General features: G+C 65.9%; 18 protein-coding genes. 12 read left to right on the top strand and 6 right to left on the bottom strand.

Features of this window, described 5'->3' with window-relative positions; all coding sequences use genetic code 11:
• The first annotated feature begins 1 nt into the window (after window position 1).
• Entirely contained in the window at window positions 2-727 is a 726-nt protein-coding gene (locus AC04ME_RS02300; RefSeq protein WP_079112021.1) for a sulfite exporter TauE/SafE family protein, read from the top strand.
• An 83-nt stretch (window positions 728-810) separates the two neighbouring features.
• Here the strand turns inward: AC04ME_RS02300 and AC04ME_RS02295 are convergent, their stop codons facing one another.
• Together AC04ME_RS02295 and AC04ME_RS02290 are read right to left on the bottom strand one after the other, a co-directional pair.
• Window positions 811-1818, bottom strand: coding sequence for a 2-hydroxyacid dehydrogenase (locus AC04ME_RS02295; protein WP_475433405.1), 1008 nt, complete (start codon window positions 1816-1818; stop codon window positions 811-813).
• Window positions 1815-3128 carry a glucarate dehydratase family protein gene (locus AC04ME_RS02290; RefSeq protein WP_475433403.1) on the bottom strand — a complete coding sequence of 438 codons (1314 nt, stop codon included), beginning with the start codon at window positions 3126-3128 and terminating at the stop codon, window positions 1815-1817. The genes AC04ME_RS02295 and AC04ME_RS02290 overlap by 4 nt, the downstream gene beginning before the upstream one ends.
• 133 nt (window positions 3129-3261) lie before the next feature.
• Here AC04ME_RS02290 and AC04ME_RS02285 point away from each other — a divergent pair, with 133 nt between their 5' ends.
• The 7 genes from AC04ME_RS02285 (at window position 3262) to AC04ME_RS02255 (ending at window position 12445) form a co-directional block, all read left to right on the top strand.
• Window positions 3262-4170, top strand: a complete 909-nt coding sequence (locus AC04ME_RS02285; protein WP_475433401.1) for a LysR family transcriptional regulator — start codon at window positions 3262-3264, stop codon at window positions 4168-4170.
• Between the two features lie 123 nt (window positions 4171-4293).
• Window positions 4294-6000, top strand: a complete 1707-nt coding sequence (locus AC04ME_RS02280) for a dipeptide ABC transporter ATP-binding protein (RefSeq protein ID WP_475433399.1) — start codon at window positions 4294-4296, stop codon at window positions 5998-6000.
• A 478-nt stretch (window positions 6001-6478) separates the two neighbouring features.
• A complete protein-coding gene (locus AC04ME_RS02275; RefSeq protein WP_475433397.1) occupies window positions 6479-7552 on the top strand; it encodes an extracellular solute-binding protein in 1074 nt (357 codons plus the stop codon).
• 41 nt (window positions 7553-7593) lie between these two features.
• The gene (locus AC04ME_RS02270) at window positions 7594-8610 is read left to right on the top strand and encodes an ABC transporter ATP-binding protein (protein WP_475433395.1); all 1017 of its coding nucleotides are present in this window, start codon (window positions 7594-7596) and stop codon (window positions 8608-8610) included.
• A gap of 1 nt (window position 8611) precedes the next feature.
• Window positions 8612-10495 (top strand): ABC transporter permease, encoded by a 1884-nt coding sequence (locus AC04ME_RS02265; protein ID WP_475433393.1) that lies wholly within the window; start codon window positions 8612-8614, stop codon window positions 10493-10495.
• On the top strand, window positions 10492-11520 hold the full coding sequence (locus AC04ME_RS02260) for a LacI family DNA-binding transcriptional regulator (protein ID WP_475433391.1): 1029 nt from the start codon (window positions 10492-10494) through the stop codon (window positions 11518-11520). Before AC04ME_RS02265 ends, AC04ME_RS02260 begins: the two co-directional genes overlap by 4 nt.
• Before the next feature lie 40 nt (window positions 11521-11560).
• The gene (locus AC04ME_RS02255) at window positions 11561-12445 is read left to right on the top strand and encodes a metallophosphoesterase (protein ID WP_475433389.1); all 885 of its coding nucleotides are present in this window, start codon (window positions 11561-11563) and stop codon (window positions 12443-12445) included.
• A gap of 186 nt (window positions 12446-12631) precedes the next feature.
• On the opposite strand, the gene AC04ME_RS02250 is transcribed toward AC04ME_RS02255, so the two are convergent.
• From AC04ME_RS02250 to AC04ME_RS02240, 3 genes are all read right to left on the bottom strand, one after another.
• On the bottom strand, window positions 12632-12784 hold the full coding sequence (locus tag AC04ME_RS02250) for a hypothetical protein (RefSeq protein WP_475433387.1): 153 nt from the start codon (window positions 12782-12784) through the stop codon (window positions 12632-12634).
• Window positions 12785-12900: 116 nt separating this feature from the next.
• Window positions 12901-13800, bottom strand: a complete 900-nt coding sequence (locus AC04ME_RS02245; RefSeq protein WP_475433385.1) for a restriction endonuclease — start codon at window positions 13798-13800, stop codon at window positions 12901-12903.
• Window positions 13801-15539: 1739 nt separating this feature from the next.
• Window positions 15540-16529, bottom strand: coding sequence for a type I restriction endonuclease (locus tag AC04ME_RS02240; RefSeq protein WP_475433383.1), 990 nt, complete (start codon window positions 16527-16529; stop codon window positions 15540-15542).
• Here AC04ME_RS02240 and AC04ME_RS02235 point away from each other — a divergent pair.
• From AC04ME_RS02235 to AC04ME_RS02225, 3 genes are all read left to right on the top strand, one after another.
• Window positions 16519-16701: a hypothetical protein gene (locus AC04ME_RS02235; protein ID WP_475433381.1), complete on the top strand. Its 183-nt coding sequence runs from the start codon at window positions 16519-16521 to the stop codon at window positions 16699-16701. The two genes, AC04ME_RS02240 and AC04ME_RS02235, sit on opposite strands and share 11 nt — an antisense overlap.
• A 78-nt stretch (window positions 16702-16779) precedes the next feature.
• Window positions 16780-18096: a hypothetical protein gene (locus tag AC04ME_RS02230; RefSeq protein ID WP_475433380.1), complete on the top strand. Its 1317-nt coding sequence runs from the start codon at window positions 16780-16782 to the stop codon at window positions 18094-18096.
• Window positions 18093-18719 carry an HNH endonuclease gene (locus AC04ME_RS02225; protein WP_475433378.1) on the top strand — a complete coding sequence of 209 codons (627 nt, stop codon included), beginning with the start codon at window positions 18093-18095 and terminating at the stop codon, window positions 18717-18719. The genes AC04ME_RS02230 and AC04ME_RS02225 overlap by 4 nt, the downstream gene beginning before the upstream one ends.
• 87 nt (window positions 18720-18806) lie before the next feature.
• On the opposite strand, the gene AC04ME_RS02220 is transcribed toward AC04ME_RS02225, so the two are convergent.
• Window positions 18807-19736: an NADP-dependent oxidoreductase gene (locus AC04ME_RS02220; protein WP_475433376.1), complete on the bottom strand. Its 930-nt coding sequence runs from the start codon at window positions 19734-19736 to the stop codon at window positions 18807-18809.
• 90 nt (window positions 19737-19826) lie between these two features.
• Here AC04ME_RS02220 and AC04ME_RS02215 point away from each other — a divergent pair, with 90 nt between their 5' ends.
• Window positions 19827-20333: a MarR family winged helix-turn-helix transcriptional regulator gene (locus AC04ME_RS02215; protein ID WP_475433374.1), complete on the top strand. Its 507-nt coding sequence runs from the start codon at window positions 19827-19829 to the stop codon at window positions 20331-20333.
• Window positions 20334-20892: the final 559 nt, after the last annotated feature.

Genomic DNA, 20892 nt, shown 5'->3' with positions numbered 1-20892 from the left:
GGTGACGGTCCTCGAGTTCACGCTGCTGGGTGCGGTGATCCTCGCCGCCGCCTGCATGCAGGGCTCGATCGGATTCGGCATGGGCATGCTGGCTGCCCCGTTCATCGCCCTCATCGACGCCACCCTGCTGCCGGTGCTCGTGATCATGCTGGCGATGGTCGTGACTCTGATCGTGGTGGTGATGGATCGCGCAGCGCTCGACCTGCGAGGCGCCGGCTGGGCGCTGGCAGGCCGCGTGCCGGGAACCGTCGTCGGAGCGGGGCTCGTCGCCGTCATGTCGGCGACCGCGCTGTCGTGGGCGGTCGCCGGCGTCGTGCTGCTGGGGGTCGTCATGTCGCTGCGCGGCTGGCACCCGCGGGTGACCAGGACGACGCAGGCGGTGGCCGGGGCGCTGTCGGGCCTCATGGGAACGACGACGTCTGTGGGCGGCACGCCGATGGCGATCATCTGGCAGGGGTCGGAGGGGCCGCGGCTGCGCGGCACGATGTCGGCGTTCTTCCTCGTCGGGTCGTCGCTGTCGCTGGTGGCCCTGTTCCTGTGGGGCGCGGTCCCCGCGCATGCGCTCGCCACCGCCGCCTGGATGGCGCCGTTCGCTGTGGGCGGCGTGGTGCTGTCGCGGTTCGTGAACAGGTTCCTCAATCGGCGGCGCACGCGCGCGATCGCCCTCGGGGCGTCCGCTCTCGGTGCCGTGACGCTGATCGTCACCCGCCTGGTCGAGATGTTCTGACCGGATGCCGAGGCGCCCAGCGCCTCAGTCCTCCTGCTCAGCGACCGTCGGTCCTCCTGCTCAGCGAGCCTCGGTCCTCCTGCTCAGCGCACCTGACGCTCGAGGGGAAGACCGGCGTCGAGCAGGTCGATGTTGCGGGCGATGTCGGCGGCGCGCGCGGTGAAGACCTCGCCGGCGTGACCCGAGTGGTGCGGGGTCAGCACCACCCGGTCGAGCGCGGCGAACATCTGCACGACAGGAGGCGCCTCGGCGCCCTGCGGCGCATCCCACCACACGTCGATCGCCGCCCCTCCGATGCGCCCCTCTGCGAGGGCTGCGTACAGGGCGTCCTCGTCGATGAGCGCGCCGCGGGCGACGTTGACGATCAGCGCGTCGGCGTGCAGCTGCGCGAGCGCGTCGGCATCGATCATCCCGCGCGTGCTCTCGGTGAGGGGTGCGGTGACGACGACGACATCGCTCTCGCGCAGCAGCGGATGCAGCTGCTCTTCGCCGTACACGCGGTCGAGCAGCTCGGTGCCGGGTCCGCCCGCGTCCGGATGCCGCCTCAGGGCGACCACGCGCATCCCGAAAGCCTTCGCGAGGTGGGCGACGGAGCGGCCGATCTCGCCATAGCCGATGAGCCCCAGGGTGCTGCCGGCGAGCGATCGGTGGTACGGCACGCCCGCCGGAGGAGAGCCCGTCACGGTGGCGATCGTGCGCCACTCTCCCCGGCGCATCTCGGCGTCGGCCTCGAGCGCTCGACGGCGCAGCATGAGCGCCGTCATGATCACGTGCTCGGCGATCGCGGGGCCGTGATGACCGGTGTTGCACAGCGGCACACCATCGGGCACGGCTTCGGCATCGATCCGGTCGACTCCGGCACCCGTCGCGTGCACGAGCCGCACGTGATCGGCGCCGGCTATGTCGTCGGTCGTGAGCCGCGAGCAGATCACCACGTCGGCACCGTCGATCGCGGCGCGCGCGGAGCCGGGCACACCAGGATCGGCGAACACCCACTCGTGCGGCCGCTCGGTGCGGCGCAGATCGTCGGAGAACGCCGACATGATCGCGTCGGTGACCGCGATGCGCAACGGACGGCTCGCCGCGCTCACCAGCGGGGACTTTCCAGCACGTATCCGGGGTCGACCCGCTGCATGTAGCCGGTGTCGTCGCGCTCGCGGATGCCGCCGTCGAGGTACTGCCGATGCAGCCGCGCCAGCGCCTCGGGGTCGAGGTCGACGCCGAGGCCCGGTGCGGTCGGCACCGCCAGCGACCCGTCGACGAAGCTCAGTGCGCCCGGCGCGATGACGTCCTCGTCCTCGCGCTTCCAGGGCCAGTGCGTGTCGCATGCGTATCCGACGCCGGGAGTGGCCGCGGCCAGGTGGGTCATCGCGGCGAGGCTGATGCCGAGGTGCGAGTTCGAGTGCATCGAGAGCCCCCACCCGAGAGTCTCGGCGAACCCGGCGAGCAGGCGCGAACGCTCGAGGCCACCCCAGAAGTGGTGGTCGGAGAGCACGATGTCGATCGCGCCGAGGCGCACCGCCTCGGGGATGTGCGAGAACGCCACGACGCACATGTTGGTCGCGAGCGGCAGATCCGTGTGGCGGCGCACCTCGGCCATGCCCGCAAGGCCCGGGGTGGGGTCTTCGAGGTATTCGAGCACGTCTTTCAGCGCGTCGGCGACCCGCAGCGAGGTCTCGACGGTCCAGGCGCCGTTCGGATCGATGCGCAGCGGGTGATCGGGAAACTCCTCGCGCAGCGCTAGGATCGCCGCGATCTCGTCGTCGGGCGCGAAAACCCCGGCCTTGAGCTTGAGCGCGGTGAAGCCGTAAGCGTCGACGATGCGCCGCGCCTGCGCGACGATCCCCTCGGGCGTGAGGGCTTCGCCCCACTCGTCGACGGACCCTCCCGGATGACCCGCCCACTTGTAGAAGAGGTAGCCGCTGAACGGAACGGCATCGCGCACGCGCCCGCCCAGCAGCTCGCTCGCCGGCACCCCGAGCAGCTTTCCGCGGATGTCGACGGTGGCGACATCGAACGGCGAGAGCACGCGGTCGCCCGTGCTGGTGCCCGTGACCATGCCCGACATGCCATGCCCACCACGGATGCCGTCGCCGGCCACACTGCGTTCGACCCGCGCGCGCAGATCATTGGTCGCGAACACGTCGCATCCGAGCACCGCGTCGGCGGCGACCTTCATCCGCTGCAGGTGCGCACTGTCGCCATAGGTCTCGCCGAGCCCGACGACCCCCGACTCGGTGGTCACCTGAACGATGGCGCGCAGCGCCAGGGGCTCGTGCACGCCGACGGTGTTGAGCAGTGGTGGGTCCTGGAAGGCCACGGGCGTGATGCGGACGGACCGCACCGCGTTCTCGGCCAGCCGCGTGGCAGCAGGGACAGACAGCAGGAGCTCTTCGGACATCACGCCTCCGTTGGTGAGACTCCGGGGACTCCGCATCAGCGGATTCCGCGTCATCGAGTTTCTCCGACACTATGGTGGGGACAGATGCGCAGACAAACCAAAAGTCGCACTGATTGATGTCGGGAGTGGATCGATGATCTCGCTGGTACAGCTCGAATGCTTCATCGCCGTGGCCGAGGAACTGCACTTCGGGGCGGCAGCGACACGGCTGAAGATGACCCAGCCGCCACTCAGTCGTCAGATCCAGCAGCTCGAGCGCGAGCTCTCGACCAGGCTGTTCGACCGCACCAGTCGTCGTGTGGCGCTGACCCAGGCCGGGCGCGCGCTGCTTCCCAACGCGCGCCGCCTCCTCGACCTCGCGGCGAAGGCCGTCTCGGATGTGCGCTCCGTCGGCGAGGGCGCGGCCGGCACCGTCACGATCGCGTACACGGCGATGGCGGGCCAGGCGGTCGTGCCCGATCTGCTGCGCCGCGCGTCAGCCGAACTGCCCGGCGTCACGCTGCTGTTGCGCGAGCTCGTCTCCCTCGACCAGGTGGAGGAGCTCGAGAAGGGCACGGTCGACATCGGCCTGATGCGGCCGCTGCTCGCCCGACCGCAGATCAGCAGTCGCGCGGTCTACCGCGAGCGCCTGTCGGTGGCGCTTCCGAGCGATTCGGCCCTCGCGCAGCGCGGCGAGCCGCTGAAGCTCATCGACCTCAAAGACGAGTCGCTGCTCATGTACTCGCCGAGCGGCGCACGGTACTTCCACGACCTGCTGCTGTCGATGTTCGTGGCGAGCGGGGTGCATCCGCACATCGTGCAGTACGCCGGGCAGGTGCCCGCGCTGCTCGCGATGGTGAGCGCCGGCATCGGGTTCACGCTGGTGCCGGAGTCGGCCGAGCGGATCTCCCCCGACTCGGTGACGCTGCTGCCGATCAGCGACACCGATCCGTCGTCGCGGGTGAACAGCGTCGAACTCGACATCGCGTGGAACGCGGAGTCTCACAATCCGCTCGTCGAACGACTGCTGAGCCTGGTCGACGAGGTGGATGACTCCGCGTGATCGATGCAGCGAGCGCATAGCCCAATGCCGATGTAGGGCTTGATCAGGATGAATCCGCACGCCTAGCGTGAACGGAAGATGATCAGTGCTGATGGCACGACCCGTGCTCGATGAGGAGGACGCATGCCGAACGACGTCGCCGCGACCGCCGATGAGTCCGCTCGACTCGGCGAGTCCGTGAACCCGACGCCCAGCGGGCAACCCGCCGCGCGTGACGACATCCTGCGTGTCGAAGACCTGCGCGTCGCCTACCGGATCGGCGACCGAGAGGTCGATGCGGTGCGGGGCGTCGACCTGAGCGTGGGTCGCGGCGAGGTGGTCGCGATCGTGGGCGAGTCGGGCTCGGGCAAGAGCACCGTCGCGCAGTCGATCATGAATCTTCTCGCTCCCAACGCCGAAGTGGTGAGCGGGCGCATCGAGTTCGAGGGCGAAGACCTCATCCCGCTGAGCGAGCGTCGCTGGCGCAGCATCCGCGGACGCCTGATCGGGTTGGTGCCTCAGGATCCGGCGCTGTCTCTCAATCCCGTGCGGCGCGTGGGCGTGCAGGTGGCGGAGCCACTGCTCGTACACGGACTCGCGACGAAGCACGACGCCCACGATCGCGCGGTCGAACTGCTCGAGATGGCTGGCCTGACGTATCCGGCCGAGCGGGCGAAGCAGTACCCGCATCAGTTCTCGGGTGGCATGAAGCAGCGCGCGCTGATCGCGGGAGCACTGGCCGCGCAGCCGAGCCTGATCATCGCCGATGAGCCCACGAGCGCTCTCGATGTGACGGTGCAGAAGCAGATCCTCGACCACCTCGCGAACCTGACGCGAGAACTCGGAACGGCGATCCTGCTCATCACCCACGATCTGGGGATGGCGGCCGAACGGGCAGACCGGGTCATCGTCATGAAGCAGGGCGAGATCGTCGACTCCGGGCCCGCAGAGCAGGTGATGAACGCTCCGACGCACGAGTACACGCGCAAGCTCATCGCTGCAGCGCCCCGGTTGAGCGCGCACGAGCGTCGGACCGCATCGACCACGGCCCGCATCGAGTTCGGCGGAGAGCCGATCGTGCGGGTGACCGAGCTGACCAAGATCTTCCCGCTGCCCAAGGGCGCAGGCGACCGCCGCACGCTCACGGCCGTCGACGCCGTCTCACTCGAGGTGCGCCGCGGTGAGACGCTCGCCGTCGTGGGCGAATCCGGATCGGGCAAGAGCACGCTCGCGCGACTCGTGCTGCGCCTCGAGGAGCCGACGTCGGGATCGATCTCCTTCGCCGGCGAGGACATCACGCACCTCAAGGGCGAGAAGCTGCGTCAGCTGCGGCGGCGGTTCCAGATGGTCTACCAGAGCCCGTTCGACTCGCTGAACCCGCGCATGACGATCGAGCAGCTCATCACCGAGCCGCTGCTGTCGTTCGGCGAGGGCGATCGACAGTCACGGTCGAAGCGCGCTCTCGAGCTGTCGGAGCAGGTCGCTCTCCCCGACGGGATGCTCGGCCGCTTCCCCGACGAGCTCTCCGGCGGCCAGCGACAGCGCGTGGCGATCGCCCGCGCCCTCGCGCTCGATCCCGAGTTCCTCGTGCTCGACGAGGCGGTCTCGGCGCTCGACGTGTCGGTGCAGGCGCAGATCCTCGCCCTGCTCGACGAGCTGCAGCGCGAGCGCGAGCTGACCTACCTCTTCATCACGCACGACCTCGGAGTCGTCGCCGAGACGGCCGACCGCGTCGCCGTTCTCAAGAACGGAAAGCTCGTCGAGTGCGGTGACGCGACACAGATCTTCACGGCTCCGCAGGAGGACTACACCCGGATGCTGATCGAGGCCGTGCCCGCGTTCTCCGCCTGACGCCAGCCCCGGTCGTTGAGCGAGCACGGCGAAGCCGAGCGAGACGAAACGCTCCCACACCGGCCCACCACGTTTCGTCTCAGGCGACTTCGTCGTCTTCGCTCAACGAACGGCATACCGCCCCGGTCGTTGAGCGAACCGTCGTCGCCCCCCGGTCGTTGAGCGAGCACGGCGAAGCCGAGCGAGACGAAACGCCCCCACACCGGCCCACCACGTTTCGTCTCAGGCGACTTCGTCGTCTTCGCTCAACGAACGGCATTCCCCCGGTCGTTGAGCGAGCACGGCGAAGCCGAGCGAGACGAAACGCGCCCATCGAACCGCGCAACGTTCACTTCGCACTCCCCCTGCGTTCACTTCCGCCGCCTATCTTGAGTGCGGTCGCGCGAACGCGGCTAAGAAACAGACAGATCGTTGTACATAAACCACAACTTCGGGGTAAAGTCGGATCAGACATACCTCGATGACGAGAAAGGCGACCATGGTCGACATCCGAAAGAAGCGCTGGTCTCTCCTGGGAATCGCTGCGGTGGCGGCCGTGACCCTGACCGGCTGCGCAGGCGGCAGCACCGAGACCGACGGCGGCTCGAGCGACGGCGGGTCGGATGCGACCCTCATCGTCTACACGAACTCGAACAGCGACGGCCGCGGTGAGTGGATCACCGAGAAGGCCGCGGATGCCGGCATCGACATCGAGATCGTGGGCCTCGGCGGCGCCGACCTCACCAACCGCATCATCGCCGAGAAGAACAACCCCGTCGGCGACGTCGTGTTCGGTCTGAACAACATGTTCTTCGAGCAGCTCAAGGCCGAAGAGGCGATCACCGCCTACGAGCCCGAGTGGAGCGGAGAGGTTCCCGCCGACGCGGGCGACCCGGCCGACGGCGCCTTCTGGCCGCTCGTCGAGCAGGCCATCGTCACCGTCTACGACGAGAACACGACCACCGATGCCCCCTCCGACGAGGAGGACCTCTGGACCGAGGAGTACGCCGGCCGCTACGAGGTCAACCCGGCACTGGGCCAGGCCACCCCGCAGCTCGTGCTCGCCAGCATCCTGTCGCGTCACCTCGATGAGGACGGCGACCTGGGCGTCAGCGACGAGGGCTGGGAGCTCGTCGAGGCGTACTACGCCAACGGCTCGCCCGCGGTCGAAGGCACCGACCTCTACGCCCGCATCACGCGTGACGAGATCGACTACGGCGTGCTCCCCTCGAGCGGCATCGCCGCGCGCGACGAGGAGTACGGCACCAAGACCGGCATGATCGTTCCCGACTACGGCGTGCCGTATGTCACCGAGCAGATCGCGCAGATCAACGGCACCGGCAACGAGGCCAAGGCGCAGGAGTTCATCGACTGGTTCGGCAGTGCCGAGGTGCAGGGCGAGTTCGCCGCCGAGTTCAACTCAATGCCCGTCAACGAGGGCGCGATCGAGCAGGCCAACCCCGAGGTCGTCGAGCTCATGGGCACCCTCGACCGTCAGGACATCGACTTCGGCTTCGTGAGCGAGAACCTCGGAGCGTGGGTCGAGAAGGTCACGCTCGAGTACATCGGCTGATCGAACCGAACCCCTCTTCACCACCTAGCCGGAAAGACAGCATGATCCGTTTCGAAGATGTCGAGGTCGCGTTCGGCGATCACCATGCGGTCTCGCACCTCGATCTGGAGATCCAGGAGGGTGAGTTCTTCACCCTCCTGGGTCCGTCCGGATGCGGCAAGACCACGGCCCTCCGCACACTCGCCGGATTCGTCGAGCCGACCGGCGGGCGCATCCTGATCGGCGGGCGCGATGTCACGCGCGTGCCGAGCGAGAAGCGCGGCGTGGGCATGGTGTTCCAGAACTACGCGCTGTTCCCGAGCATGAACGTGCGTGAGAACATCGCGTTCGGCCTCTCTGTCCAGAAGACGTCGAAGGCCGACCAGCGCCGCCGCGTCGACGAGATCGCCGACCGCACCGGCCTCGCGCAGTCGCAGCTCGACAAGAACGTGTCGGAGCTCTCGGGTGGGCAACAGCAGCGCGTGGCCATCGCCCGCGCGCTCGCGCTGACCCCCAGCATCCTGCTGCTCGACGAGCCGCTGTCGAACCTCGACGCGAAGCTGCGCGTGCAGCTGCGTGAGCAGCTGAAAGAGCTGCAGCGCGAGGTCGGCGTGACCACGGTCTACGTCACCCACGATCAAGAAGAGGCGCTCACCCTCAGCGACCGCATCGCCGTGCTCGACGCCGGCACGCTGCAGCAGGTCGGCACTCCCGAGGAGATCTACGACCGCAGCGCGACGCCGTTCGTCTGCCGATTCATCGGCGAGAACAACCGTCTCAGCCCGGCGCAGATCACGAGCCTCGGCGGCGGACTGGATGCCACGGCAGAGAGCTATGTGCGGCCCGAGAAGCTGCACCTCGCCGTGGCGCACGACAGCTCGACGGCATCCGCCTCCCTCGATGGCACCATCGTCGACCGCACGTACCACGGCAGCCACAGCGTCTACACCGTGACGGCAGAGGATGCCGCGCTGCGCGTCAGCGTGCCCGCCGCGGCGAGCGCCCGCCAGTGGAACCCGGGCGACGCGGTGCGCGTCGACGTCGACCCCCGCTGGATCCTGCAGTACCCGGCGGCGTGACATGTCGACTCCCCAGAACTCGCAGAACTCCCAGAACCCCACAGACCCCGCGGTCCCGCCGTCAGCGGCCGTGACCGGAGAAGCCGGCTCCTTGACCACCCATGCGGTCGTCGAGGGTCAGACGCCGGGACCGCGGCCCCGTAAGAGAGGAAAGCCCGGCAGCGTGAAGGCGATGCTGCGCTCGCCGCTCGCCTGGATCACGGGCATCATCGTGATCTGGTTCGCCGCCGCCTTCCTCGTGCTGCCGAACGCCGCCCTGCTCGGCGTCACCTTCTTCCCCGACGGGCAGTTCAGCATCCGCGCCGTCGAGAAGCTGTTCGGCAGCGAGCGCGCGCTGAAGACGCTCGGCAACAGCTTCCTGCTCGCCGTCACCCTGTCGATCACCGTCAACGTGGTCGGCGTGTTCATCGTGCTGGTGACGAAGTACTTCCAGGTGCGAGGCGCGAAGATCCTCTGGCTCGGCTATGCCACGACCCTGATCTACGGCGGCATCGTGCTGGCCGCGGGATACAACTTCATCTACGGCCGGTTCGGGTTCTTCACGAACATGATGGTCAACGTGTGGCCCGACATGGACCGCGACTGGTTCTCGGGCTACTTCGCCGTCGTCTTCGTGATGACCTTCGCGACCACGACCAACCACATGCTGTTCCTCTCGTCCTCGCTCGGCAAGGTCGACTACGCGTCGATCGAGGCGGCGAAGCTCATGGGCGCGTCGACCTGGACGATCCTGCGCCGCATCGTGCTGCCGGTCATGAAGCCGATGCTGTTCGCGGTCACGGTGCTCACGTTCCTCATCGGACTCGGTGCGCTGACCGCTCCGCTCGTGCTCGGCGGTCCCGACTTCCAGACCGTCGCACCGCTGATCATCGATCTCTCGCGCAGCCCCATCACGCGGGACATCGCGGCCCTGCTGGCGATCGTGCTCGGCATCGCGACGATCATCCTGCTCGCGATCATGAACCGCTTCGAGAAGTCGGGCGTGTACTTCTCGGTCGCGAAGGTGGCGACGCCGATCCAGAAGCAGAAGATCCGCAACCCGTTCGCGAACGTCGTCGTGCACGTCATCGCCTACCTGCTGTGGGTGATCTACCTGATCCCCGTCGTGCTGATCGTGATCTTCTCGTTCGTCGATGCGCGCAGCATCCTCGCCGGGTCGATCACCCTCGACAGCTTCACGCTCGACAACTACATCACCGTGTTCTCGAGCGCCGAGGCGATCCGTCCGTTCATCGTCAGCGTGGTCTACAGCGCGCTCGCGTCGATCATCGTGGTCGGCGGTCTGCTGTTCGTGGCGCGGATGCTGCAGAAGCACCGCAACCTGCTGACGACCGCGATCGAATACGTGCTGCACATCCCGTGGATCCTGCCGATCGTGCTCATCGCGCTCGCCCTCGTGACCGCGTTCGACGAACCGCGGGCGATCGTGGGCGGCCTCGTGCTCACCGGAACGCCGATCCTGCTGCTCATCGCCTACATCTGCGTGAAGATCCCGTTCACGCTGCGCCTGCTCAAGGCCGGGTTCGCGTCGGTGCCCGACTCGCTCGAAGACGCCTCGCGCATCCTCGGGGCGAAGTCGCTGACGACGTTCCGCAAGGTGCTGGTCCCGCTCGTGCTGCCGACCGCTGCGGCGATCACGGCGCTGAACTTCAACAGCCTGCTCGACGACTACGACGCGGCGATCTTCCTCTACCACCCGCTGTTCAAGCCGCTGGGTGTGGCGATCCAAGAGAGCACGCGCGGCGAGAACAATCTCGACGCGATGCCGATCACGTTCGTCTATACAGTGCTGCTCATGATCATCATGGGTGTCACCATGTATCTCGTGTATGGACGAGGTTCGCGCGCCGGAGCGCCCCGCAAGGCCAAGAAGGCGCGCGCGTGAGTGGTACATCGTCTTCGGATGCTCCGGGTCTGCGCGTCACGGTCAGCGATGTGGCCGCGGCCGCGGGGGTCTCCCGGGCCACCGCGACCAGGGCGCTCAAGGGCGAGGGGCGATTCGCTCCCGAGACCCAGGAGCGGATCCTCGCCGAGGCCGAGCGCCTCGGATACGTGCGCAACACGATGGCCGCCGAGCTCGCCGCCGGCCGCACCGGCACGGTTGGACTCATGCTGCGCGACGCGAGCAACCCGGCATACGGACTGTTGTTCTCGCGCCTGCAGGATGAGGCGCACAGGCGTGGCCTCGACCTCGTGACGGTGACGATCGGCGCCGACGTGCAGGGCGCCGAGCAGGTCAACGCGCTGCACCGGCTGCTCGGCATGCGGGTGGCCGGACTGATCGTGGCGACCGGTGGAATTACCGCTGCGCAGCTCGAGCCGTTCGCCGACCAGGTGCCGATCGTGCGCGCGGGGCGGGTCGAGACGGCGGAACGGATTCATACCGCGCACTATGACGATCCGGAGCACGGGCGGATGCTGGCTTCACATGTGTTGTCGTTGGGGCATCGGCGGGTCGTCGTGCTCTCGGGTGCGGAGGACGTGTCGTTCGCGGAGCATCTGCGGGCGTCGGCGATGGAGTCGACGTTGGTTGCCGGCGGGGCGTCGGTGACTCTGGTGTCTGCGGGGGCGGCGCCGACAGATGGAGTGAATGAGGCGCTGGATGCCGTGCGCGCCGGGGCCACGGCCGTGATGTGCGCGTCGGACTATCGGCAGCTTGCGGTCATGCGCGCTCTGCGCTCTGAAGGGTTGTCCGTGCCCGGCGACGTGAGCGTGACGGGGTGCGACGGCATCCTTCCCGGTGCCGACCTGCTGGGGCTGACGACGCTGCGGATTCCGGTCGAGGCCGTTGCCGCGGCGGCGGTGGAGACGATGCAGCTTCTTCTGAGTTCTGACGCCGACTCTGCGCCGACCGTCCGGCAGCCGTTCGTCGGAACCCTCGTGCCCGGATCGACTGCCGCGGCCGTCTGACTTCTGTCCTGTACTTGTTCGTCGTCTCACTGGAAGAGAAATGATCCTCACCGAGCACTCTCGCCCATCGCACACCTTCGTGCACATCTCCGATACGCACCTTCCCGGTGAACGCGCGCCGCTGTACGGCAGCGGGGCGGATGCCGATGCGAACCTCGCTTCTGTGTTGTCGCGGTTGGTGTCCTCGGGGCTTCGCCCTGACGCTCTGCTGTTCACGGGGGATCTCGCTGATCGAGGGGACGCGTCGTCGTATCGGCGGTTGCGGGAGTTGGTGGCGCCGGCGGTGGAGGCGTTGGGGTGTGAGGTCGTGTGGGCCATGGGCAACCACGACGAGCGCGGGGCGATGCGGGCGGAGCTGGGGCTTGCGGGTGCCGGTTCGGATGCTGTGGTCGAGGTGCGGTGGTTCGGTGGGATGCGGGTGATCGTGCTGGATTCGACGGTTCCCGGGGAGCACTGGGGGCGGGTGGATGAGGCTCAGCTCTCGTGGTTGGCTGCGGAGCTGTCGGTGCCTGCGCCGGAGGGTTCGCTACTGCTGATCCATCACCCGCCGCTGCCGACGGTGCTCGACCTCGCCGTGACGGTCGAGCTGCGTGAGCAGGCGGCGCTGGCTGCGGTGCTGGCGGGATCGGATGTGCGAGGGATCCTGTCGGGACACGTGCACCACCCGTCGTTCGGGACGTTCGCCGGGATTCCGGTGGCGGCTGCGTCGTCGAGTGCGTACGGGCAAGATCTGGCCCAGCCTGTCGGGGCTACGCGCGGGCAGGATGCCGCGCAGGGGTACAACCTCGTGCACGTGTACGACGGGACGATCGTGCACTCGGTCGTTGGGCTCGAGGTCGGCGCGGATGTCGGGGAGCCGGTTGCGGCGGAGGAGGCCGGGAGGCGGATCGCCGGGCGGGGGATTAGCTGGCGGGAGCGGGCGTAGGGGCCAAACTGGGCTAGCCCCTCCCACGTAAGGATGCTTGAGTCGTCGCGGGATCGGCGCAGGTTCGAGCAGTCGCGGAAGGTCATGCCGGCGATGAAGCGCTTTGTGGATTGGCGACATGATCCAGTTCACGCCGGCGAGCCGGCGGGTCGCTCCCCTCCCTGGGAGTGACCCGCCGGCCGTAGTTCATCGACGAGCGCAGTGATCGCACATCCGGTAGCCGTTCGTCCCTGAGCGCTTGTTCTGGGGCGGAATCTGCTTGCCGCTCACGCAATCGTCGTAGACGTGGTGCACGTCCGGATCGTCAGGGTTGATCGAGTAGTACGGGGAAACTCTCATGGTGCTCCTTTGCATCAGGGCAGCAGATTGTCTGGCGCCTTATAGTGCAGGAGCCGCATCCGACGAGATTGATACACCCGGGACGCTTCGCGGGGCCGGCGAGGCCACGCGGCGAACTAGATGCCGTTGTGCATCAGAGTCTTCGCGCGGCCGTTCATGGCCTCCAGCCCACCTTGCTCCGCGCTGTACACGAATAGCGCGATGCCGGCATCGTCGGCGAAGTCGACGGCACCACGCGCGTATCCGGTGCTCGTAAAGAAGAGCGGTTGCCGCCGCTGAGGATCATGAGCCGCGACCCCGCCAAGTTCTCGGATCGGCGCAATCCCGACTGCTTTCGCGTAGTGCTTCACTTGGGCGAAGCTTCGCACGCCTTGGACATCAATACCGCCATCGCCCGTGTAGCTCGTGAGCTCGGCGTCCACTTCCCCCAGATGCCGCATCCATTGCGCGACGACCTCTTCGGCACCCCTCGCGTCGACCCCACCCGGTCTGGGTGACGGTGTCGGATATGCGCGATGGGGCGACGGTTCAACTACCATCCCCACCTTGCGTCGACGCGATTCCAGAACCGCCGATGCGCCTTGAAATGCTGCGGCGTAGAGCGACTTCACCGTGGCGTCATAAGCACTTGCCGCGTCGCGCTTCGCCCTCGCCGTGCCCATCGCAGCCAGAACCGTGACGAGCACGAGAATTGCGGCGACTCCAACAACCAGCAGAACGGGGAGCGTCCTCAACCAAACAATCATGTCTGCCAGGAACCAGAGTTGAGGCGGGAGCTCGATCGGAACGACCCACAGAAGCACCCCGACGAGCGCCACCACAGTGAGCACTACGGCCAAGCCCAAGACTCCAAACCACGAATCGTAGGAACGGTCCTCATCTGACTTGTGAAGCTCGATCTGGGGGCCGATGGATCGTCTCACTTGACGATGGAGCACCTCGTCCGGGATCCACACATCCGCAATCTCGCGACCCATCTCTCGACCGAGCTTGTACGCCGTATTGACTGACCTCACGCGCTCATCTTGGCAGGGAAAGAGCGACTCACGAGCATCGCGCGCTCCTACGGAGCCGCCGTCAGATGTCCCTACTCGCCGCTCTGCTGCTTAGAACGAAGACGCCGTCGGCCGATCGACGAATCGCGCGCGGCTTTCCAGGCTCAAGCGAACTGAGTAGATGTCGTGGCATGCGGAGCACGCCGGACCGCTCTCGGTCCGGTCCAACCCGTGGGTCCCAAGATGCGTCGATGACGACATCATCTATTTGCACGGATACGTACCCGCGCCCTGACGGGAAGATCTTCTTCGATGACTTCGGGACACGAAGCTGACCCCGCTTCAGGTCTGCGGCCGTGACTTTCTGCGTCCAACCCAACGCATTCTCAGGCGGCGCTCCCTCAGTAGCAGGCGTCACGCTGACACCGCCGAGCGCTTCGCGAAACCTCGCCGGAGCGGGTCGAGCTGTTGTCACGTGTTGCACCTTTACCCCTGAGAGTCCGTGTTTCTTTCGGCGGCCACGGGGGTGCGTGAGGTTAGCGAAAGGAAGAACCGTGATCTGGTCGACCAGGCTCGCGCGCGACGCCTGCGGAACATTCGCCTCGAAATGTCGAAGCATCGCCGCTTCAGCCGCGTCCGGGTCGGCTGCGGGTCCGTAGTGGACCCAGAGTTCGGACTCCAACATCTTGAGTGGCCAACCGCCCGAGTGAGGGGCTCGAGCGCCGATTCTCGTGGTGTAGAACTGCTTCACTCGCGTGCGAACACTCTTGCTTGCTAACCCGATGTATACGACTGGTTCGTCACGCACCCACATCTCCTGGAACCTTGTCGACAAGTTCGCGAGTGTCGCTGCGACCCCGTCTACAGTTGCTTCCGGCCGCACCCGAAGGAGATCGGCAATCGCTTCTCGATCGAGTCGTGCCACATCGAGACCACCCTGTTGATCGGCGCGCTCAGTCGTCGAGATGACATAGACGCCCGGACCGCCTTCGTTCGGCGCCTGACCCCATCGAACTACGCCACTGTATGTGACACCGGCGTCGTCGAAAAGCTCTGCAACGCTAATCATCTTGGTCCCTTGCCGTTGCCCATGTGGGTCGAAGCCTCGCCCAACTCATCGCGTCCCAGTAGACGCCAGCTATTTCCTCAAGGCGTCGCTCACGCTCGGCCGCTGGCGCGCTGAAGGCTCTGTTGCCGGTGTGGCGCGCGGTCCAGGATCGCATCCCTCGCGAGCGGATGAAGGCGTGGTGTGCGGGTTCGCGAAAGTACATTCTCACCGCGCGATGGGCGTCTCCCCCGTGCGCCACTACTGCGCGAATGCCCGGCACCGTTTGGAGTAACCGATGCAGGGCGGGCTGTCCCTCGGCGATGAGCTGAACGGGAAGGCCGTTCGGGTGCGCATCGTGGACGTACCAAGGACAAGCGTTCCACGGAATCACATCGCTGAACCGGGCTCCCACGCGTTCGTAGAGCGCACCCAGTCGCTCCGCGGTTCCGTCGTCATTCTCGGTCGAGAGAAACCCCGAGCCCGCTTCCCCCTTGGCTCGGGGACCCGGATTCGAAAGCAGGGAGAGCACCCTCGCCGTGGTTGCGTCGTAGTGCGAAGCCACGAAGGGTATTGACAGATCCGGACGCTCTTGACGAAGCTCTCGCACTAGCTCGTTGACTGGCGCGATGTGAGGTGCAAACGCTGAGTCACGCATCTCATCGACGAAAGCCACATCCCGTATCTTCCGCGCCACGGAGTACCCCTGACCCAATCAGTCTTTATACCGACGTACCGCTTCGCGAATCCCGTCAGCAAACGAATAGATTTCGTCGAGTTCCTCGAGCGGATGCCGTGTCTCGACCTTGTCCTCGTCGAGCAAGCCGAGGTACTTCTGCTTGCCGTTGAAGTGAAGGCGCGCAACCGGCTTGCGGTTGTTGTCGTCGAGAAGGACGGCGAAGTAGCTCTTCGCGTCGCGGTGAGTCACGCGTTGTGGCTTCACCTCACCGCAAGCGATGGCCTTCACAATCTGGTAGCCCTCAAGCTCGTCGAGAGTCGTCTCGATCTCTGTATCCCGATCGAGATCAGCCTCGGCCACGCCGGCACTTGCCGGCACCGGGGCTGTCGAGGTGTGGGTGATACCACTGACTCCCAGCGCCGTCTTAAGCCGCTCGTTGACTCGCTCAGTCAAGAACTGCTGGCCAGCCTTACTCACTAGAGTCGTGAACTGCTGGCGAACCTTCTGGGTGTAAGCCCCGTCGTACACACGCGTCGCGAAGAACTTGATCCACTCGTCCGTTGGCTCGCGGAACTGAGCGGCGATCTCGCGCTTCAGCGCTCCGATGTACTTGAGCTCCTCTGCAGCGCTGATGATCGAGTCGAGATCGAAGCTCTCCTTGCTGAGCTTCTGGATCTCGTGGATCAGCGTTTCGTCGATGTCGAGGAGATCCAGAACAAGGAACGGCTTCGCATCCATACGGTTCGGTGCGTCAAGGTCGGTGTAGAACTGCCAAACCACTCCGTTTGTCAGGACTGCGATCCGGGCGTTGGTGACAGAGAAGTAGCGGAACAACTGCGACGCATGCTCGATTTTGAGCGCCCCCATCGACGGCTTGCACTCGATCAGGATCTGCACTTCGCCGTCGCGCATGATGGCGTAGTCGACCTTCTCCCCCTTCTTCGTCCCGACGTCTGCCGTGAACTCAGGGACGACCTCCAGCGGGTCGAACACGTCGTAACCGAGGATCGTCGAGATGAACGGCATCACAAAAGCGTTCTTCGTCGCTTCCTCAGTCCCGATTGCCGTTGCCTGGTTCCGCACCTTGGTCGCTAGTGAATCGAGACGTTCCGAGAACTCCACCGCTACTCCGCTCTTCGTTGAACACGCATTCATCCAGACGATAGCGGAATACCGGGACATCGGCCGCGCCTCCTGAGTCATCCGTCGGCGTTTGACACAACAGATTCCGCCCAGATCAAGCGCGAGTGCGCCATGATCAAAGGTGTGCCCACCGTTGGGCCGCAACGGGAGGGCAGGACTTATGGGTGACGCAGACTTGAGCGAGATCGAGATCGTCAGCGACGGAGACGGAATCGCCCTGATCGGATCGTCATCCTCGATCGAGATGTTCCTGACGTCGAATCGACTCGAGTCTCGCGAGTTGGACTTGCCCAGGCTGAGCACCATATTCGGCGGCGGCGCTGCGGTGACGAAGGCCAGTTCTGAGGTCGTCGCTAACTCGGGCCGCTGGATGAAGCTGACCGAGGAATCGTGGAGAGCCACGCGCCATCTCCCAAAGGTCACGCACTCAGCAACGGACAACTGGCAAGCGACCTTGCGTGCCACAAACGGCCAGTTTGCGAAGAACCTGCAGTTCCTCAAGACAACGCCTGCCTCTGTACTCACCAACCCTGCGATGCTCGCCGGTGTTGCAGGGATCATGGCTCAGGTCGCGATGCAGCAGACCATGGACGAAATCACGGACTATCTTGCGATCATCGACGAGAAGGTCGACGACGTCCTACGAGCGCAGAAGGACGCGGTCCTCGCTGACATGATCGGCGTCGACATGATGCTCGAAGAGGCGATGACGATCCGCAGAGAAGTCGGAGGCGTCTCTGAAGTGACCTGGTCCAAGGTGCAGGGGAGTGCGATGACGATCGCCCGCACCCAGGCGTATGCTCTGCGTCAGATCGACGCGCTCGCCGAGAAGCTGGAGAGCAAGTCGGTGAGCGACCTCGCCGATGCGTCGAAGAAGGCCGACCGCCAAGTGCAGGATTGGCTGGCCGTGCTCGCGCACTGCTTCTATCTGCAGGAGGCGATGGGAGTGATCGAGTTGGATCGAATATTCAGATCGTCGCCGGAAGAACTCGATCAGCATCGAGTCGCATTGCGAACGGCTCGAGCGAACCGCGCAGATCTGATCGCGCGCACCACACGACAGCTCCTCGACCGAATGGATGGGGCTGCCTCGATCGCGAACTCGAAAGTCCTCCTCAACCCGATTGAGTCGCCGACAATCGTGCGATCGCGGAACAAGGTCGCGGGTGCGGTCGGAGATTTCCACGCACGCCTCGGCATCGAAGCCGCCGCAGAATCGCTGGAGTCGCGGCGCTGGGCGTCGGCGGTTGCCGACACCCGCGACGGTCTACTCAAAGCAGGCGGCGATGGCGTGGGGGCAGCCCGCCGGATCGGCGCCGACGGTGTCGGTGCCGCCGCGCGCGTCGGCACCGAGGGCGTCGACAAGGCGAAGGAGATCGCAGGATCCTTCGCCGGCCTCGCGGGCCGCACGTTCAGGCGTCGCGGTTCGCAGGACGAGCCCCAGGAGTGAGCAACACCCCCGCAGCCGCCGAAGGCGACGCAAACACCGTGACGTACATCGGGCAGTTCGCGATGCCGAAGCCCGTGCGCATTACCGGACGCAGTTCGAGCATCACGAACTCGTTCGTGAACGGTGTGATCCCCGTCGTCGTGCCATCAGAAGCCGAGGTTCGCGAGGCTCTCGAGATCCTGGGGATGCTCGAACGCGTCACTTGCTCGTACTGCGGTGACACAAGCACGGAATGGGATCACCTCCGCCCTCTTGTCGATAAGCAGCGGCCCACCGGCTATATCTCGGAGATCCACAATCTCGTACCGGCGTGCGGCAAGTGCAACCAGAGCAAGGGCAACAAGCATTGGCTTACGTGGATGCGCAGCACCGCTCGTCTATCCCCAACAGCTCGGGGCGTCGCTGACATCGAGGAGCGTATCGCTCGACTGCAGGAGTACGAGGACCGCGGCATTCCTACGAGGATCGACTTCGAAGCAGCCGCTGGTGCCGATCTGTGGGAGAAGCACTGGGCCCACCACAAGAAGCTCCTGGAGCTCATGCGCGTCGCCGACCAGGAAGCGCAGGAGATCCGGGTTCGGGTCCGAGCCGCCTACGCCGAGCAGCGCGCTGCACTCGACTGACGCAGCCGCCCCTAGCGTTCGTGGCTTGGCCCCGGATGCGCGAGCATTGCGCGCCCGGGGTCAATGCGGGGATCGAGTTGCCGATCGTTACGGGATGATGATGACCTTGCCCGAGATCGGCCCCTCAGCCGCCTCCGCGTGCAGCGCCTGAAGCTCGGTCAGCGGGATGCGACGTGTCACCTCCAGCACCAGCGCTCCATTGTCGACCAGCGACACCAGCTCGGCAAGCTTCTCCGTATCGCTCCGCACGAACACGACCACAGACCGCACTCCACGCCCAGCATCATCCGGTGCTGGCATCCAGGCGGTCGTGCTCACCACGACTCCACCGTCGCGCACGAGTCGCACCAGGGCGGTGAACTCGTCCGGCTCGATGGGAGCGAGGTTGAGCAGGAGGTCGACCTGCTCGGTGACGGCATCCAAGACGTCGGTTTCGGTGTGGTCGATGATCTCGTCGGCACCCGCCGCACGCACGGCATCCGCACTCCGCGGGCTGGCCGTCGCGATGACGTGTGCACCCGCACGCTTCGCCAGGGCGATCGCATACTTGCCGACGACTCCGCCGGCGCCGACGATGAGTACACGCTGCCCTGCCTCGAGGCCGCCGTCGTCGAACAGCGCCTGACGCGCGGTCAGCGCGACCGACGGGAGCCCCGCAGCATCAACGAGCGGCACGCTTTTCGGCGCCTCGACGAGCGCATCCGCGGGGGCAATGACATACTCCGCTGCTCCGCCGTCGGTCGCCATCGGCAGAAAGGCGATGACTGCGTCACCCACAGCGAAGCCACCGACTCCGTCACCCAGGGCGTCGACCGTTCCCGAGACGTCGTATCCGGGGATGTGCGGGAGCACCACTGGGATCGGTAGGAAACCTGCACGCATGCCGTTGTCGGCGGCGCTGAACGCGGATGCTGCGACGCGCAGCCGCACCTGGCCGGCGCCCGGGGTGGGCTGGTCGATCTCCTCGTAGTGCAGAACCTCGGGGCCGCCCACTTCGTGGAATCGTACTGCCTTCATGGTCTTACCTTTCGCCGGGTGCTTCGAATTCGAAGTAATGCGACTATCGTAGCACTGCTTCGAATTCGAAGCAATGCGTATACTGGATCCATGAGCACACGACCCCCTCAGCTCTCCCCGACGGAGCTCGCGGCCTACTTCGCCTTCGCCGAGGTGAGCAGCCTGCTGCGGCATGCGGTGGAAAAGCAGCTGCGCGACGTCGGCAAGCTCAGCTACGTGCAGTTCCAACTGCTCGCGCGACTCGGCGACGCTCCGGACGGTTCGCAGCGGATGACGGACCTCGCGGATGGGGTCGTCTACAGCCGAAGCGGACTGACGTATCAGGCGCAGTCCCTGGAGGAGCGCGGGCTTGTCACGCGCGGGCCGTCACCGGAGGATGAACGCAGCACCATCGTCGCGATCACGGACGAGGGGCGGGATGTGTTGGCGAAGGTGTTCCCCGGGCACATCGAGGCGGTGAAGATGTATCTGTTCGAGTCGCTGAGCGCGGCGGATGTGGAGATGCTTGCGCGGGTGATGACTCAGGTCAGCGGGCACCTGCGGGCGGAACCGCCTCGGAGCGCGGGGCCTCGTAAGCGAGCCACAAGCGCCGGCTAACTCACAGTGCGACAACACGACGCATCGGTCCCGTTTGTGCGACGGATCGCGCACTTCGTCTCGGTGTCGCGGACGGTCGCCAGTGACATCGAAGCTTACGTCGTGAACGGCGAGCCGTTCTTCGACGCGAGCAACGATTGCAAGGCGCTCTTCTCGTTAGCGAGGATCTCGAGCCTGGGTAATCGATCTGGCCGGATCACACATCTGGGATGCGTCGACCGTTGCCGCGTTGGATACGATCGAGACGAAGCACACAACGCTGGCGAGGAAGTCAAAGTATCGAATCGCTAGTCCAGGCCGAATGCCTTAGCGATCTGCTCGATCGTAAACTGCTGGCGTAGGTTCGCGGCCGTGTTCTGGTTCGCGAACATCCCCGCCCGCAAAAAGCCCTGCTCGCTGGGCACGACGGAAATCCAGTCGACTGGGGACCGCCCACTCCGCCAGGCTGTCGTCCTGATCTCCTTTGCGCTGGTAGTTTCCCTCCAGCAGCACATCCTTCAGCAGGACGAGCTCTCCCGCATGAGTCACAGTCGTCTCATCCAAACGTCGGGCTTCACGC

Source organism: Microbacterium sp. LjRoot205 (genome assembly GCF_056175745.1).
The sequence above is the reverse complement of the archived record's forward strand: the minus strand, read 5'-3'. Positions and strand labels throughout refer to the sequence as shown.